Here is a 16,243-nt window from a genome sequence, read left to right on the forward strand (position 1 = left end):
ACTTATGTCAGATCATGATGTGATTTCGTTTGTTGTGACAAATGCACAACTGCTTGAAGCAGGGCTTACTGCTTCAACTGTGTTTACTGCCAGTGGTGGCTCTATCGGGTCAGGACTAATGGATGACTGGTGCCTGAAAGACGGTGCCGGCAAAGTAAGAGAAAGCCACTGTCGTATTACTTATGTGGATGGATTCTTTTGTTTATCTGATGTGAGCAATTCGACCTATATCAATGGTTCATCCATGGCGATTGGTAGAAAAACCTTGGCCAGACTTAATGAAAAAGATGTGCTTCATATCGGCCCTTATAAAATTCGTGTGTCATTTGAGATGAGTGCTGAGGAGATGGCTGATGGCCCTCAGACAATCGATAGACTCTTTAGTGTTGATGAAGATGAATTGAACTTGAATCGGTTTGATTTAATTGAAACCCCATTAGAAATACATAAAGAAATTGCTTACGACCCGTTATTAGCGCTAGACGAGTTAGAGGAAGAGCAAAAGGACGTTGTTGAGAGCCTAATTGAAGAAGTAAAACCCGACCAAGAGGAAGTGAAAAAAGCGGAGCTAGCGGGTTATTTATTAGCAAAAGATCAAATATGGCAGGGTCAAGAGTTATTAGTTCAGGCGGATTCTGAAAGAGGCTTTGATTCTGCAATTTTTTTAAAACCCCATGCTTCAACAAAAGTAGCGAGTTCACAGAATAGTTTGAAAAAAGTAGAGAGAGGATTCTTGTCTAAGGCGAAAGCTAAGGCAGAAACCTTAAAAAAACAATCGCAAAAAACGCTTACTAATCTCACTAAAAATACGCCAACGAATTGGAATGTAGTCACTAAGGAAAGTCAAATGGATGAAGAAGTACTGGATTTATTAGAAAAAGAAATGGGCATGGATTTTAGCCAAGAGGTGCCTTCCCAAGACGCTAACCACATGGTTACAGGGCCTATTTTTCGTGGGCTAGGTGTCAATGCTGCCAGTAATGATAACGCGGCTGATTTGCAGTTGTTATCTGAAGAAATGGGCGCCTCTTTAAAAGCCGCTATCGCTGGTGTGCTTGATATCCATAAGCAAGTAGAAACAAGCCGTTATGGTGGTATGAATAAAAACCTTCAACCAATAGAAGATAATCCTTTACGTCTTGGTATGACTTATGAACAAACGGTATTAACCATGTTTGATTCTAATCGTAGTCCAGTTCATTTGTCTGCTCCTGCTGCTATTGATGAAAGTCTAAAGCTTGTGCAACACCATAATACGGCCGTTGAAACAGCTATTTCTGAGGCTTTGACTCATATCTTAAATGCTTTTTCTCCTGATGTTCTGATGCGCCGTTTTATGAATTACAGACGCCCAGGTCAATTGACCCAAGAATCTCAAGAAGAGTGGGCTTGGAACATGTATGAAAGCTATTTCAAAGAGTTAGCTTCAAATCGCCAGCAAGGGTTTGAAAAGCTTTTCTGGGAAATTTTTGATCAATTTTACGATAAAAAACTACGCGATATTCAAAGGGAGAACTAAGCGTGAATACTCGTCTAGTGTGGGTGTTTTTCATGCTGGCCTTTTTAGTTGGGTGTTCATCTAGTCCTGTTACTTATGATCCTACGTTGGAACCGACACGCGTGACGATCAGTATGTTAGCGGATGAAAAGGTAAACCCTAATTCAAGCGGAGAGGCAACACCGATTGAGTTTACTGTGTTCGAACTAGAAGACGACTCCATGTTTATGTCTGCCGATTATGAGCAGTTAATCGAAGATTATAAGAAGGCGTTAAGCAGTAACTATATCGATAACTATGACTATGTGCTTTTACCAAGCCAGTTCAAGTTTATTGAAGCAATTGAGGTAGATGAAGACACAAATTATATCGGGATCATGGTCAGTTACTCGGATCCAGACACAAGTCAATGGAAGAAAGTTGTGAAGGTTAAGCCGTTAGGTAGAGATTATCATCTACTGACACTTTTTAAGGAAAATGAAGTGATTTTGGAAAAGGTGGAATAAGATGTCATCCAGAAATAGAGTGGTGTGGAATGAAGGGCTATTTATCAAGCCACAACACTTCCAGCAGCAATTGCGCTATATCGAATACATGGTTGACGAGCGTGTTGGGTCAATGAGCCGTTACCTATATGGTGTGACTGATATTGCATTAAATCCTGAGTATTTGAGTTTTGGCCGTATTGCTATCGAAAGAGCGGTCGGGGTAATGCCTGATGGCACCATCTTTAGAATCCCTCAAGAAGATGTTCAACCAGATGCATTGGAAATTGCAGATGGTGCTTTAGCTGGCCAGGTTATTTATCTCGCTATTCCTTTAAGAAGTGACTCTATTACTGAGATTACTTGGCCAGATAGCACAGGCGCTGGGCGTTACCAAGCCAGTAAAGAAGAGATTCGAGATATTCATACGGTGCAAGGGGACACGACATCCATTGATGTTAGCCCAGTGCGTATTCGTTTAATGCTGGAAAAAGAAGATCGCAGTGCTTATGCCTCTATTGCTATTGCTCGTATCTTAGAAAAGCGGCCTGACGGCAGTGTGATGTTGGATGCCAACTTTATTCCTTGTCATCTTAATGTCAGTGCTGTGCCAATCTTGCATCGCTTTATTGGTGAAATGTCAGGCTTAATGCGTGAACGAGCAAAAAATATTGCACAACGTATCGGCGCACCTGGCCAAGGTGGTGTTGCTGATGTATCTGATTTTATGTTGTTACAAGCATTGAATCGCATGCAACCTCATTTACGTCACTTGTCATTTTTGAGAAGCCTTCATCCTGAGCGTCTTTATGAAAGTCTAACTTCTTTATGTGGTGAATTGGCTTCATTTACTGATGAAAGTCGATTGCCCGCTGAATTTGAAGCTTATAACCATGATATGCCTGTGGCAGCCTTTAATTCTGTAATGTCTTTACTACGTCAATCATTGAGTATTGTGCTTGAGCCAAGAGCCGTTTCTTTGCAACTGCAAAAACGTAAATATGGCCTTATGGTGGCACCAGTTCAAGACCCTGAACTGGTTGAAGATGCTGACTTTATCATCGCTGTGAAAGCGAGAATGCCGCTTGATGAGTTGCGTAAATTGTTTATCCAACAAACTAAAGTGGCTTCTGTTGAAAAGATTCGCGACCTCATCTCATTGCAGTTACCTGGTATTCCGGTAACCCCATTGCCTGTTGCACCTAGGCAACTGCCTTACCACGCTGGTTATACCTATTATCAACTGGATAAAACCAGCCAAGCATGGAGTATGTTGCAAAACTCTAGTGGCTTTGCTTTCCATGTGGCAGGTGAATTCCCAGATATCGATCTGCAATTCTGGGCCGTAAGGAGTAAATAAATAATGGAATATGAAGCGGAAAAGAATTACGACAATCTGTTGTTTGATGAAGTGAAAAATATAGATGGCGATCAGGACTACTGGTTTAAGTTACGTGGTTCAAATATCAATCAGTTGATCGATGCCGCGACGCCATTAATGGGCATGGCGTTGAGAGTGAGGCGTCTGTCTAGTTGCGATAACGTTGACAAAATTTATGAGCAAGCAGTAGAAGAAGTGAAATCTATTGAGGTGGAGCTTACCGAAGCAGGCTATGAGCATGCCGTCATTCTCGCTTATCGATATGTGCTTTGCTGTTTCGTTGATGAAGCTGTGATGAACACAAGTTGGGGGGCTGAAAGTGTGTGGGCAGAACACTCATTACTGACACGCTTTCATAATGAGACTTGGGGTGGAGAGAAATTTTATACCATTTTATCTCGATTAGAGAGTGATCCTGGCCGTTATCAGCAGCAACTTGAGTTTATTTATTTATGTTTGTGCTTGGGCTTTAAGGGCCGTTATCGCGTGATTAATAACGGTCTAGAAGAGTATGAAAAAATTATTACTCATCTATATAACATTTTACAAAAGCTGGATGAAAAAGAGCCACAAGAATTGACCCATGCGGCTGATCATGTGGTGAGAACTAAGTATCGATTATCAAGACAAATGCCAGTTTGGACACTTTTTGCGGGATTTATAGGAGGCTGGAGCCTGCTGTTTGTGGGGTTTTATATCAACTTACACAATAAATCTACCGATGTTTTAGAACAACTTAACCAGATATTGCAGTAAAGGATGAACCTGTGATTCAGATCGAATTATCAAATTTAATAAGTAAGTTAAACAGTCAAACTAAGTTAGTCATGGAGCAGGCTGCTTCTAACTGTATTAGTCGTCAGAACCCTGAGGTGACATTTGAGCACCTTATGTTTGCCATATTAGAAAACCCTTTTTCTGATATTCGAGTCATGTTGAAAAGCGCTAATCTTGATCATGTTTTAATTAAACATAAAGTGGGTGATGCCCTAACGAGTGAAACAGGTAATGCAACTTATCCTGCATTTTCACCTCTTTTAGTGGAGTTATTGCAAGATGCTTGGTTGCTATCCTCAACTGAATTGAACGAAACAGAATTACGTTCTGGCGCGATTTTCTTAGCGGCATTGATGCGCCCTGATCGTTATTTACCTTTTGCACTTATAAATGCCTTTCAATCGATTAATCGTGAAACACTGCGAAAGAATTTTACTCAAATTTTGATGGATTCTGCTGAGACAGTACAAAACGACCATTCAGGTAAGAGTAATAAAATCGCGTTAAATGCAGATTCGAGTTCGTTAGCGAAATTCTGTACCAACTTTACAGAAAGAGCGCGTAAAGGTGAGTTAGATCCAGTTATCTGTCGAGATGACGAAATCAATTTAATGATTGATATCCTTTGTCGCCGTCGCAAAAACAATCCTATTGTTGTGGGCGATGCAGGTGTCGGTAAAAGTGCTGTGGTTGAAGGACTGGCGCTGAGGATTGTTGAAGGCAAGGTACCAGAGTCATTACAAAAAGTTGATCTTTTATCGCTAGATCTAGGCTTGCTTCAAGCGGGTGCATCGGTAAAAGGTGAGTTTGAAAAGCGTCTAAAATCTATTATCGATGAAGTAAAAGAATCTCCTACACCAATCATTCTATTTATCGATGAAGCACACACACTGATTGGTGCGGGTAATCAAGAAGGGGGTGGCGATGCTGCTAACTTATTAAAGCCTGCACTTGCCCGTGGCGAGCTATGTACAGTTGCTGCGACAACTTGGAAAGAATACAAAAAATATTTCGAAAAAGACCCAGCGTTAACACGCCGCTTTCAGTTAGTTAAGCTAGAAGAGCCGAGTGTAGATCAAGCTTGCGATATCATGCGTGGCCTTCATGGCGTGTATGAAAAAGCCCATGGCGTGTTAATTACGGATGCAGCGTTAAAAGCGTCTGCTGAGTTATCCGCTCGTTATGTTTCGGGCCGACAGCTACCTGATAAAAGCATTGATGTACTTGATACCGCATGCGCTCGTATCGCTATTAATTTGACAGCACCACCGCGTCGTCTTGCTGCAATTGACAGTCAAAGTCATCAAAGACAGTTGGAAATTGATATGTTAAATCGCCAACTAAAGCTTGGACGTCCAATAGATCAAACAAGGTTGGATGAGTTATTAGCCAATGACTTGGCAGATCAAGAAGAACATGATTCATTGCATAAACAATGGACTGAACAAAGAGCACTTGTCGACAAAATTGTGTTGGCTCGACAACGTATTCTTGCACCCGAAACACAGCAAGAATCTGACGATGAAGAAACTGTAGAGCATGATGTGCTTGGTATGGTAGCTGAGTTTGTTGAAGATGCTGAACTTACATCTGACTTAACTGATTCTGCGATAAATGCCGAGCTAAACATTGAGCCGGTATCTGATTTGGCAGCACTTGAAGCATTATATCAAGAATATGATGCCATCCCTCATGATCAAAGATTGATTCACCCAGAAGTAGATGTGGAGCAAATCGCACAAGTTATTGCTGATTGGACGGGTGTACCTGTTAATCAAATGAATACGGATGAATTGAGCAAAATTACCAATTTGCCTGCAATTCTAGGTAAAGCGATTAAAGGGCAAGATATTGCGATAGCAAGAGTGCATCGTAACTTGTTGACTGCAAGAGCGGATTTGCGTCGTTCTGGTCGTCCTAAAGGCGCTTTCCTTCTAGTGGGGCCAAGTGGTGTTGGTAAAACTGAAACTGTCGTGCAACTTGCCGATCAGTTGTATGGTGGCCAGCAGTTTTTGACGACAATTAATATGTCTGAATTCCAAGAAAAACATACCGTATCACGCTTGATCGGTTCACCTCCAGGGTACGTGGGTTATGGCGAAGGTGGTGTTTTGACGGAAGCAATCCGCAAAATGCCTTACTCAGTTGTTTTACTTGATGAAGTGGAAAAAGCGCATCCAGAAGTATTGAATTTATTCTATCAAGCCTTTGATAAAGGTGAGTTAGCAGATGGTGAAGGTCGCGTTATTGACTGTAAAAATGTGGTCTTCTTCTTAACTTCTAACTTGGGTTATCAAACCATAGTTGATAATGCTGAAACGCCAAACTTGATTGAAGAAGGTTTATATCCAGAGCTATGTGATTTCTTTAAACCTGCTTTATTAGCTCGTATGGAAGTAGTGCCTTATTTGCCTCTTGCTGAAGATGTTATTGAGCAAATTGTTAGGTCGAAGTTGTCTCATTTAGAAACGCTATTTATTGAAAGGTATCAAGCGGAAGTGGTGATTGAAGATGAATTGATTGCCGAGATTATGAGACGAGCAACACGCTCTGAAAATGGTGCGCGTATGTTGGAAGCCATTATTGAAGGTCAAATGTTACCGCCAATTTCCCTTGCCTTGTTGGATCGACTGGCTGCGAGAGAAACCGTTAACCGTATTCACCTATCAGTTGTTGATGGTGAGTTTGTTGGTGAGGTGGGATAGCTAGATGAATTTATGGCTAAGGAAAGCTGTGGAGCAGGGTGAGCTTCGAGATGAGACTGCTTTAATTAATCAATACACCACAACCTTGAAGGAGCAAATAGGTTTATCTCTTGCTCATGTCATCATGCCTTCGCATGATGGCAGTCACCTTGAGGTGATAGATCACCCCCAGTCTATAAATTGGGAAGTTAATGACTTTAACAACCCTTTTTCTCATGTACTTCAGGCGGCAACGCCTATGTGTATGAGCCTTAAGAAGTTGCTTTACTGGCGTTCTGATACAGGTTTTAGCGCGCTGGTAGGTATGCCTTCAAGTGATGAAATGGTGGCGATTTATCCTTTGCCAACAGGGAATACTAAAGTTAAGGCTATGGTCTTAATGGTGGGGCCAGTGGATCAAATTACTCATCTTGATCAAGTTGTTGAGTGGCAAGAATACAGTGCAATCTTTATGAACCAATTGGGTTTTATTAAAGATATGGGTAATCAGGCAACTCAAAAGGTGGATCTTGTTGGATCTATTGAAAGGCTTAAGAAAGAAGGGGAGCAGAAGGAAAGTGCTCTCTCTCTTGGTGGCCGATTAATTGGTTCAAGTGAACCCATGCAAAAGTTAAGGAAGCAAATCATCACAGCAGCTCAATCAACGCTGACTGTTCTAGTTCAAGGTGAAACGGGTACAGGTAAGGAGCTAGTAGCGCGTGCAGTGCATGATTACTCAAGCCGCAGTGATCAGCCTTTTATCGCTATTAACTGTGCTGCCATTCCTGAAAACCTACTCGAAAGTGAGCTTTTTGGTTATGAGAAAGGGGCCTTTTCTGGTGCCGATAGTAAGAAAGTCGGTTTGGTTGCTCAAGCGAATGGTGGCACTTTATTTCTGGATGAAATAGGAGATATGTCGCCTTCTTTGCAGGCTAAGTTGTTACGGGTACTTGAGACTTGTCATTACCGTGCGCTAGGTGCAAAAGAAGAGATGTCATCTGATTTTAGGCTGGTGGCTGCAACACACGTTAACTTGCTGAAATCTGTGCAGTCAGGTGATTTTAGGCAAGATCTTTATTATCGACTTTTCCAATACCCGTTAATGCTACCTGCTCTGTCTAAACGACCTGCTGACATACCTGAGTTGGCGTTTAAATTTATCGAGCAATTCAATGAGAAGCACCATACCAGCGTTCGCGGTATTAGCTATTCAGCTTTGGATTTATTAAAGCAATGTAACTTACCTGGAAACGTGCGTGAGTTGAGACATTTAATTGAGTTTGCATGTATTCAAACTGAAGATAATGACGAAATTAAGCTGAGTGTGGTGAGAGATAGAGTTCAAAATTTATTGGTATTTGATAACCCTACTCAAGTTGTAGAGACCTCTATCTCCAGCGCATCGAATTTAGAGCGAATTAGAGATTTGAAGCGGGCATTAACAGGTTATGAGATAGATATTATTCGTAGCCGATTAATTAAGTTTGGCGGCGATAGAGCAAAAGCTGCAGAAAGTTTAGGGATTCCAAAGCGTACCCTAGCGCATAAGTGTTTAAAGCTGGAGATTGAAGCATGAGGGTGTCATTTCTTTGTATTTATATTTTTTTGAGTCTTTCAGCTAATGCATGGGCACAAGATAACCAAGCGATGGAAGACATTGGTTTGCTGAAAGGGTTAGGTGTAGCCGGTGTTGAATGTAGTTTAGTGGCTTCAAGGCTGGCAAGGTTAAGTTGCTTCGATGATGTATTTGGTACTGAATTTGAAGTAGATGAAGTGGCTAAATCTAGCTTGCCGATTAAAGAAAGGGCGATGAGTTCTGAGTTAGAAAGGGAAGATTCTTCGGCTTTTAAAATTACTTATGGTGATACACCTGAATTGAATGACAGCATTTGGGTAACGTCTTCAGCAATGCCTAACTTAGAGGAATTAGGGAAACATAAGGGGAGTTCTACTCAGCCTTCAACCCCAATTTTAATGCTTAGCTGTCTTGAAACAATTAGCCGAGTTGAGTTGGTGTTACCGCAAAAACTGCAAGATGCCCGAGTGAAAATTAGTATTTTTGGTGATCAAAAAGATACGCAAACTTGGGTTAGCGACGAAGAAGGTTTTGTTCTTAGAACTGGTCGAGGTGTGCCTGCGATTAAGGCAATGAAGGCGATCATTTCATCTCGTTCTTTAGTTTTAAGATCTAATTCACCTGTCATTGATGGTCTTAGGTTTGACTCGTTAAACCTAGCTAGCACGATTAAACCAATTCGTGAAAAGTGCGACTGGTAGGAGCTGGGTATGACATATCGTGACAAAATTCTAAAACCTATTAGTTCTGACAATCCGGTCGGAGAAAAGCTTTTAGAAGATACCTTGCTTGATTTTATTGAAAGTCAAATGATGAAGGTTGGCTCTTTGTCCCATGCGGATGTGCAGTGGGATGAAGTGGAGAAAAGTACCTTAAGTCTTTTAGAGAGCAAAACAAAAGACCTTAAATTACTCACGTATTTATTACAGTGTTTGCAGCATAAGACAACGCCAGAGCGCTTTACTTTGTCGATTAATGTTTTATCTGACTTCATGGGAGCGTTTTGGCAGATTTGTTTCCCTGCTCCTGGTGACAGAGGCTTGCTGCCTAGACGAAAGTTTTTTAGCCAGATAGCTAACAGAAGTATGCAGGCGGCTGAAAAACTTGATGTGGCTATGTTTGATTCAGATTTGAAAGGAGAGCTGGATAAGGCTGTTGCAAGCCTTAAAGCGGCAGCTGAAGCCCTGTCTCTCCCTTTGGATCATATCGAAGCCATGGAATCCAGCTTAACCCGTAAATTTGCTTTTTTGACGCAAAAAAATGAAGTCAATAAAGCGGCTGAGGCTAAAAAAGCTGAATCAGGGTCAGGTCAGGCTGAGAGTAAGGCTGCCAAAATAGAAATTGATGGCAGTAGTGATAGGGCGGTTAAGCAAACTCTATTAAAAGTGTCCGACTTTCTATCTGATTTAGATGGGTCAGAAGCGCTGGTATTACGATTAAGGCGTTTTGCTGTTTGGCAATCAATCAAAGCCTTGCCTGAGGTTGATGCAAATGGACAAACTCAGTTAATGCCAGTTTCACCTGATCGTATTCGTGAATATGAAGAGCATTTACAAAGAGGAGCTGATTTGGCTTTGTGGCGCAAAGTCGAGCAAAGCCTGACAGTTTCCCCCTTTTGGTTTGATGGCCATTTCTTGAGCTATCGCATCGCTACCAAATTAAATAAGTCTGACTGCGCGCAAGCCATTCAGACTGAGCTTTTAAGCTTTGTTAAGCGCTTACCCAAAGTGCTGGAATGTTCTTTTAAAAGTGCTATTCCCTTTGCAAATGAAGAAACACAAAAGTGGCTGTCTTCTGTTGAAGAGCAGTCGTCAAATCAAAATGTCATGTCTATCGGGTGGGATGAAAAAAGAAAAGAAGCTTTCAGTCTTGCCAAGGAAGGTGGGCTTTCTGTGGCGTTAGGCATGCTTAACGAAGGCTTAAAGCAATCGAAAGAACCAAGAGATAGTGTCTACTGGCGTATGTTATTAGCAGACACGCTTAAACAAAATAAACTAGCAGCTATGGCTGTTGAACAATATGAAACGTTACAGACGCAAGTGCAGGATATGTCTGTATCTGATTGGGAACCTTCCTTAATTCAGCGTTTAGATCGTGTTGTAAAACAAGGATAATCAAAGGAACACATGGATATGTTTAAACCCTTACTTAAACTCTTCGCAGCTATTCTGCCTAGTTTAAAATCAGCAATGCCTATTTTGTTATTTTTGCTGTTTATTTTAACCAATATTGCTATTTGGATGATGGGTCCTTGGTTAAAGTATGAAGAGACTTTTCCGATTGCTTCAGTTTTTGCCCGTAGTCTCGTTAGCTTTATTTTTTCCTTGATCTGCTTTGCTATTTGGGGGGTGGTTCAATGGCGTCGTTTAAAAGTATTCCATCAAGAAAAAGCTTTGGAAGCGAGCTATCAAGAAGACCCTATCAAGCTATATGAAGAGCGTCAGGAAACTGAACTAGATAAAGTGATGCTCAATATGAAGGAGAACTTAAATAAGCGTAATTATTTATATGCTCTGCCTTGGTATTTGGTTTTAGGCTTAGAAAATGCCGGTAAAACTAGCTTAATTAATCGCTCTGGTCAGAAATTTGTTTTTTCTAGCGTAATGCGTGCCTCTGGGAAAAAAAGTGAAAACCCTTATTCATTCGATTGGTGGATAGGCAGTGACTCTGTTTTGATTGATCCAGATGGTGAGCTATTAACTCAGCGCATGGATGAAGAGGGTAATGATGGTGAAATGGAGCGCCGTCTATGGCAGAACTTTGTTCACTGGTTAGATAAAACACGAAGTAGAAGGCCTTTAAACGGTGTCGTACTTGCTTTAGATATTGCTCATTTAGCGACTGCGACAGCGTCAGAAAGAAGTGCTTATGCCAGCCTTTTAAGAGCCAGATTACGTGAGTTGATGGAAACGCTTTCTACTCGTTTGCCTGTGTACATCACTTTTACCAAGCTAGATTTGTTGCATGGTTTTGAACCTTTTTTCCGCGAATATACCCGAGCACAAAGTGAGGATGTTTTAGGTTTTACCTTCTCCATGGAATCAGTAAATCAACTTGATAATTGGATAGAGGAGTTTGAAACTGAGTTTGGTGGTTTTGTTGAGCGTATCAATGATTCTTTATCACCTATCATGCAGGGTTTACCTGATGGTGATGATAAGGTGGCAATTTATAGCTTTGCTAGACAAATGGCAGGTATGCAAGATGTACTAAAGCAATTTTTTGTTGATGCTTTAGGTAGCGATCAATTCTCGACATCACCTTTGGTGCGTGGCGCTTTCTTCACCTCGGTATTCCAGCAAGGAGTACCGACCAATGCATTTGTTGATGCGGCATCTCGTCGTTATGGTTTAACGCACTCAATTAATAGTGCGCAAAATGCGGTAAATTCGACGACCTATTTTACGCAAAAACTCTTTACCAAAATTATTTATCCAGAAGCGGGTTTGGCATCAGATAACTTTAGAGTTGCTCGTCAAAAACGCCGTATTCTTTGGTTATCATTTTTAGTCTGTGCCATTAGTTCAGGCTTGCTTGCTGTTTCTTGGCAGCAGTTTTATGAAAAAAATATTGAGCAAACCAATGCGGTACTTAAAAAGGTAAATGACTATAAAGAAAAGTATGCCAGTGACTCTATGATTCGTTCTGAGCAAGATATTTTATCTGCTTTGAATGATATTCGTGATGCGACACTCGAGTTTGGTTTTTTCAGGGAGAAACCGCTTTATATCTCTGATATGGGCTTATACCAAGGGCACTTAATTGGACCTAAAGTTGAAGAGACTTACCTAAGCTTATTACAAAATAGGTTTTTGCCAGAGCTTATGGATCAGGTTGCTAAAGATTTGTCCGGTGCAAAAAATGATGTCAATAAACTCGCAGCCTTAAGAGTTTATAAAATGATGACAGATAAGAATGGCCGTCGTGATGGTTTTGTTGAAGAGTACTTTGCCAAAGGTTGGCAAAAAGAGTATTCGGGCGACAGGGAAACTCAGGAAACTTTGTTGCAGCATCTTGATTACGCTATGAAGCACATAGATTTAGAAGAGTTAAGCGATGGTGGCGACAAATATGCTCAAAAAGTATTAAAGAAGCATAAGTCACTAATTTCAAAAATCCAATCAGATCTTGGCACCATGCCAGTTGAAGAAAGGGTATATCGTAACCTCAAGCAAAATGCATCCACTGAGCTTGGTTCGCCATTAAATGTGAAACATGCGATAGGGCCTGTGTTTGATATTGTTTTCCAAGAAAGGGTAATTAATACCGAGAACTTACTTGTTTCTCAATTACTCACCAGTAAAGGTTTTGAGAAGTACTTTTTACCTCAATCTGAGTCAGTTGCTGAGCTAGCTTTGATTGATAGTTGGGTACTTGGTCAAAGTGAAGTAGCCGAATTTAGTACGGCTGATAAACAAGTATTACGTGAAAAAATTCGAGATCAATATGTCTCTGATTACACCAATACTTGGCGAGCGGCTATTAATGCTATCGATATTAAATACTTTTCTGATATCAATGATGCAGTTCAAGTATTAGATAATCTAACTGGCAGTATGCAGCCTTTCTCAAGAATGTTGGCAGCTATAGAAAGTAATACTCAGCTATTCCCTGAATTGCCAGAGAATGATGCTGAACGTATTGATTTGATGAAGGCGCCTAAGTATCAAGTTGCAGCAGCAGTTAACAATCCATTTGCTGAGCTCAACTCTCTATTGGATGAGAGAGAAGGGCAGCCAGCTTATATGGAAGAAGTTATGGAGGCTGTGGCTCAATTGCAGACTTATTTGACAGCTATTCAAAATGCACCAGATATGGGGAAAGCTGCATTGGATGCTACTAAAGATAGGCTAACGCTTAAAAATGCTGATCCTATTTATACTGTGCAGCGTATTGCGTCAGGTTTGCCAAAACCTTTAGATGCTATGGTTGGAAAGCTTGCTACTGAGAGCTGGTATGTTGTGAAGCAAGAGGCGGTTAAGCATCTTGAGGTAAGATGGTTTAAAGATGTGTATTCCAAATTCGATAGTAAGTTTGCAAATCGTTATCCTTTCGATCCTGAAGCTAAAAAAGATGTTTCTTTGCAAGACTTTGAAGACTTCTTTGCACCTGAAGGTACCTTGAACCAGTTTTACAACAATCAGCTTAAAATGTTCATGGATGAAAATCTAGGTTTGTCAGCTAACTCTGGTGAACAATCCTTAATTAGAAAAGATGTTCTAGAGCAACTTGAAGAAGCGAAGCGTATTCAGCAGGCATTCTTCCAGAATAAGGGGATTCTAGATGTTAAGTTCTCTTTAGAGCCTGTTGAGCTAAGTTCGAATAAACGCAGAAGTGTTATCAATGTGGATGGTCAATATGTGGGGTATTCTCATGGACCTAAGAAAACAGTTGAGCTGGTTTGGCCTAATACTTTAAGAGAAGGTACCTCTTCTAAGCTTACCTTTGTGCCAACTCAAGTGAATGCTTCTCCTCGTAGTATTGCTATCCAAGGTGCTTGGGCCTTTTTCAGACTGTTGGAGAAAGGGGAAGTCGTTGGGGCTAGTGCGACAAGTGTCGATTACCGCTTTAACCTAAGTGGAGGCTACGCAATTTATCGATTGCACTCAGATGCGGACTCTAATCCATTCACCTCATCTCTATTCAAATCATTCAAGTTATCAAAAACACTTTATTAAAAAGCGATATCTGATGGAGCAAATTTTGCTCCATCAGACTTAAGGGATTATTAGTTAGTATGTTGTTTTTTTCGGATTTACATCAATTTCGTCTTGTTTCTGATGAAAGCCTTTTAAGAGACTCATCTGTTTATCAACAAATTAGGTCTGAAATTAATCGTAGGAATGTTCCTCTGGCTGGTGGCACAGATTGGGATAATGTTAGGAAGTTATGTGAGCAGATAGGTGCAAGTGAAGGTGTTGATTTACTGGTGGCTGTTTATTACACAGTGGCAGCAATTAAGACACAAGGCCTAAGTGGTTTAGCGGTTGGTTTGGAGCTACAAGCTGCTGTGATAAAAAAGTTTGGTGCTAATTCGGCGTTCCCTGCAATAAGACGATCCGAGCTTCTCACCTGGATGGTTGGGAAAATAGGGCCAGAAATACGGTCTTTGAATCCAAGTGTGAAGCAGCTTAGAGATTTATATCGTTGTGAAAGGGCTTGTCACAGTTTGCATAATCAATTTAGTCTGCTCCAGCCCGATCAGGTGCCAGATTTGGATATGATAGCGTTTACTATTTTTGAATATATCGACAAACTTGAAACTAATGCTGAGATTGCTCAACCTAAAACGATTGAAGTTGCAGCCAAGTTGAGTTGGAAGCAAAAAATACTTCCCTATTTTGGTGGGGCAAGTTTAGCTGTTATAGCAACATTTGGCTTTGCATACCTCAAGCAAAATTTGGATACCCCAAACTCTGTAGTAAGTGTGGAGCAAACAATCCCTAAAGTCATGCAACCAGAATTTATTAATAATTTACCTTTAATTATTGATTTTGGTGATTTTGCGACCAAAAAAGAGGAGATTTCTGCTTTTTACCTTGATCGTTCTTTGGCATTAATGGATAAAAAAGTTACCGAAGATTTGCGGCAGGCTCTAGGTTTAGAGGCTACTTTGCAAGGGCTTTATCCTGGTGATGAGTCTTTGCAAGGGGATGTTGCAACTTTAGAAAGTTGGAAGGCTGATATGTTGGCTGTTGTTGATACACAGTATCAGCGCTTTAGCCGTGCTAGAACAAATGCAGCCAATATTAACTTGATGGTTGAAAGTGATAGATACGATCAAGCAAAAGTATTAGCTAAAAAGATGGAAGATTATGCGATTAGCCTATCTCCTGTTTACGGGAGGGCCATGTATATTGAAGAGTTAATTGAACAAGGAAAACTTGAATCATCGCAACTTGAATTGGATAAGCTTCTTTATAACTTAAAAGCGTTAAACCTTAAAATTGCGTTACTTGAAAACAAAGTTGAAGGTAAGAGGGATCATTAGTGAAACTTGGTTTAATTGCAATTTTTTGTTATTAACGCCAATTGATCCAATAGTGATAGCTTAATGATTCATTATATTCGATCGTATTTTTAAAGATATCACTGGCTACATTATTACAACTAACAGGAATAAACTCTGGCTCGGTCCAACCTGTCATACCGCCAAGATACTCTCTTGTATAGCCCCATTGTCCACAAGAGAGTAACTGGTCATAACTATTTTCTCGTTCGCATACAACGCATGTTTCAAACATAATTGTAATATCTTCACCTTCTACGCCATAAGCATCTGAAATATAAGGTGTATCATAGATAGCAAGGGTAGAGCTTCTCTGTACTTGGCCTTCCCAAGGTTTATCTGTGTCATCAAGAGGGGTGTAATGGTTGCCCCGGCCATGCTCTAGGTTTTCTCCATCATAAAAGGGTTCTGTATTTTCTGGTGGGATATCAAGTTGGTTGATATTTTCATTGACTAAATTAATGTTGCTTTTTCTAACTTGGAGCATGCGATATTTGTCGCATTGCGCTTGATTGCGACCACTTATTTGCCCGTTTATGTTAGAGAAAAAGTGAATTTCTAAACCAACACCTGTGGCATTATCTGTTGCTATATAGCTTGCTTGGCTGCGGCTACTGTGAAACCACGCTTTAGAGAATGCCAATATGCCCAAGTGAGTTGGACTGGATTTGACTTCTGCCTGAACAGGACAAATTTTGGCAACTAGAAGCTCTTCTGCAGATAGTTGATGAGTAAATGCTGTCAAAAAACTGAGGACTGAAAGGTAAATATAAAGTGGTCTTGTCATACATAACCTAAAATTGTGAGATGGGTTAAGTATAGAAAGTGAAAAT

Annotated in this window: 11 protein-coding genes; 10 read left to right on the forward strand and 1 reads right to left on the reverse strand. The window is 40.6% G+C overall.

Annotation, left to right across the window (positions count from 1 at the left end; genetic code table 11):
• Positions 1-4: 4 nt before the first annotated feature.
• The 10 genes from tagH to TW85_RS24395 are packed head-to-tail and all read left to right on the forward strand — an operon-like array spanning position 5 to position 15,392.
• The gene (gene tagH / locus TW85_RS24350; RefSeq protein ID WP_046019740.1) at positions 5-1,519 is read left to right on the forward strand and encodes a type VI secretion system-associated FHA domain protein TagH; all 1,515 of its coding nucleotides are present in this window, start codon (positions 5-7) and stop codon (positions 1,517-1,519) included.
• A gap of 2 nt (positions 1,520-1,521) precedes the next feature.
• Positions 1,522-2,004, forward strand: coding sequence for a type VI secretion system lipoprotein TssJ (tssJ, locus tag TW85_RS24355; protein WP_084616492.1), 483 nt, complete (start codon positions 1,522-1,524; stop codon positions 2,002-2,004).
• 1 nt (position 2,005) lies between these two features.
• Positions 2,006-3,343, forward strand: coding sequence for a type VI secretion system baseplate subunit TssK (gene tssK / locus TW85_RS24360; protein ID WP_046019741.1), 1,338 nt, complete (start codon positions 2,006-2,008; stop codon positions 3,341-3,343).
• A gap of 3 nt (positions 3,344-3,346) precedes the next feature.
• A complete protein-coding gene (gene icmH / locus TW85_RS24365) occupies positions 3,347-4,120 on the forward strand; it encodes a type IVB secretion system protein IcmH/DotU (RefSeq protein ID WP_046019742.1) in 774 nt (257 codons plus the stop codon).
• 11 nt (positions 4,121-4,131) lie between these two features.
• On the forward strand, positions 4,132-6,846 hold the full coding sequence (tssH, locus tag TW85_RS24370; RefSeq protein ID WP_046019743.1) for a type VI secretion system ATPase TssH: 2,715 nt from the start codon (positions 4,132-4,134) through the stop codon (positions 6,844-6,846).
• Between the two features lie 4 nt (positions 6,847-6,850).
• Positions 6,851-8,401 carry a sigma 54-interacting transcriptional regulator gene (locus TW85_RS24375; protein ID WP_046019744.1) on the forward strand — a complete coding sequence of 517 codons (1,551 nt, stop codon included), beginning with the start codon at positions 6,851-6,853 and terminating at the stop codon, positions 8,399-8,401.
• Entirely contained in the window at positions 8,398-9,102 is a 705-nt protein-coding gene (gene vasI, locus TW85_RS24380) for a type VI secretion system-associated protein VasI (protein ID WP_052702405.1), read from the forward strand. The genes TW85_RS24375 and vasI overlap by 4 nt, the downstream gene beginning before the upstream one ends.
• Before the next feature lie 9 nt (positions 9,103-9,111).
• Positions 9,112-10,515 (forward strand): type VI secretion system protein TssA, encoded by a 1,404-nt coding sequence (gene tssA / locus TW85_RS24385; RefSeq protein ID WP_084616493.1) that lies wholly within the window; start codon positions 9,112-9,114, stop codon positions 10,513-10,515.
• A gap of 18 nt (positions 10,516-10,533) precedes the next feature.
• Positions 10,534-14,079, forward strand: a complete 3,546-nt coding sequence (tssM, locus tag TW85_RS24390; protein WP_046019798.1) for a type VI secretion system membrane subunit TssM — start codon at positions 10,534-10,536, stop codon at positions 14,077-14,079.
• A gap of 59 nt (positions 14,080-14,138) precedes the next feature.
• Positions 14,139-15,392: a type VI secretion system ImpA family N-terminal domain-containing protein gene (locus TW85_RS24395; protein ID WP_046019746.1), complete on the forward strand. Its 1,254-nt coding sequence runs from the start codon at positions 14,139-14,141 to the stop codon at positions 15,390-15,392.
• Between the two features lie 31 nt (positions 15,393-15,423).
• Here TW85_RS24395 and TW85_RS24400 read toward each other — a convergent pair whose 3' ends face one another.
• A complete protein-coding gene (locus tag TW85_RS24400) occupies positions 15,424-16,197 on the reverse strand; it encodes a hypothetical protein (protein WP_046019747.1) in 774 nt (257 codons plus the stop codon).
• Positions 16,198-16,243: the final 46 nt, after the last annotated feature.

The sequence above is a fragment of the Marinomonas sp. S3726 genome, from assembly GCF_000967665.1.
Lineage (GTDB): Bacteria > Pseudomonadota > Gammaproteobacteria > Pseudomonadales > Marinomonadaceae > Marinomonas.

Coding starts and splice junctions, on each gene's coding strand:
- tagH (WP_046019740.1), top strand. CDS start 5: ATGTCAGATCATGATGTGATTTCGTTTGTTGTGACAAATGCACAACTG.
- tssK (WP_046019741.1), top strand. CDS start 2,006: ATGTCATCCAGAAATAGAGTGGTGTGGAATGAAGGGCTATTTATCAAG.
- icmH (WP_046019742.1), top strand. CDS start 3,347: ATGGAATATGAAGCGGAAAAGAATTACGACAATCTGTTGTTTGATGAA.
- TW85_RS24375 (WP_046019744.1), top strand. CDS start 6,851: ATGAATTTATGGCTAAGGAAAGCTGTGGAGCAGGGTGAGCTTCGAGAT.
- vasI (WP_052702405.1), top strand. CDS start 8,398: ATGAGGGTGTCATTTCTTTGTATTTATATTTTTTTGAGTCTTTCAGCT.
- tssA (WP_084616493.1), top strand. CDS start 9,112: ATGACATATCGTGACAAAATTCTAAAACCTATTAGTTCTGACAATCCG.
- tssM (WP_046019798.1), top strand. CDS start 10,534: ATGTTTAAACCCTTACTTAAACTCTTCGCAGCTATTCTGCCTAGTTTA.
- TW85_RS24395 (WP_046019746.1), top strand. CDS start 14,139: ATGTTGTTTTTTTCGGATTTACATCAATTTCGTCTTGTTTCTGATGAA.
- TW85_RS24400 (WP_046019747.1), bottom strand. CDS start 16,197: ATGACAAGACCACTTTATATTTACCTTTCAGTCCTCAGTTTTTTGACA.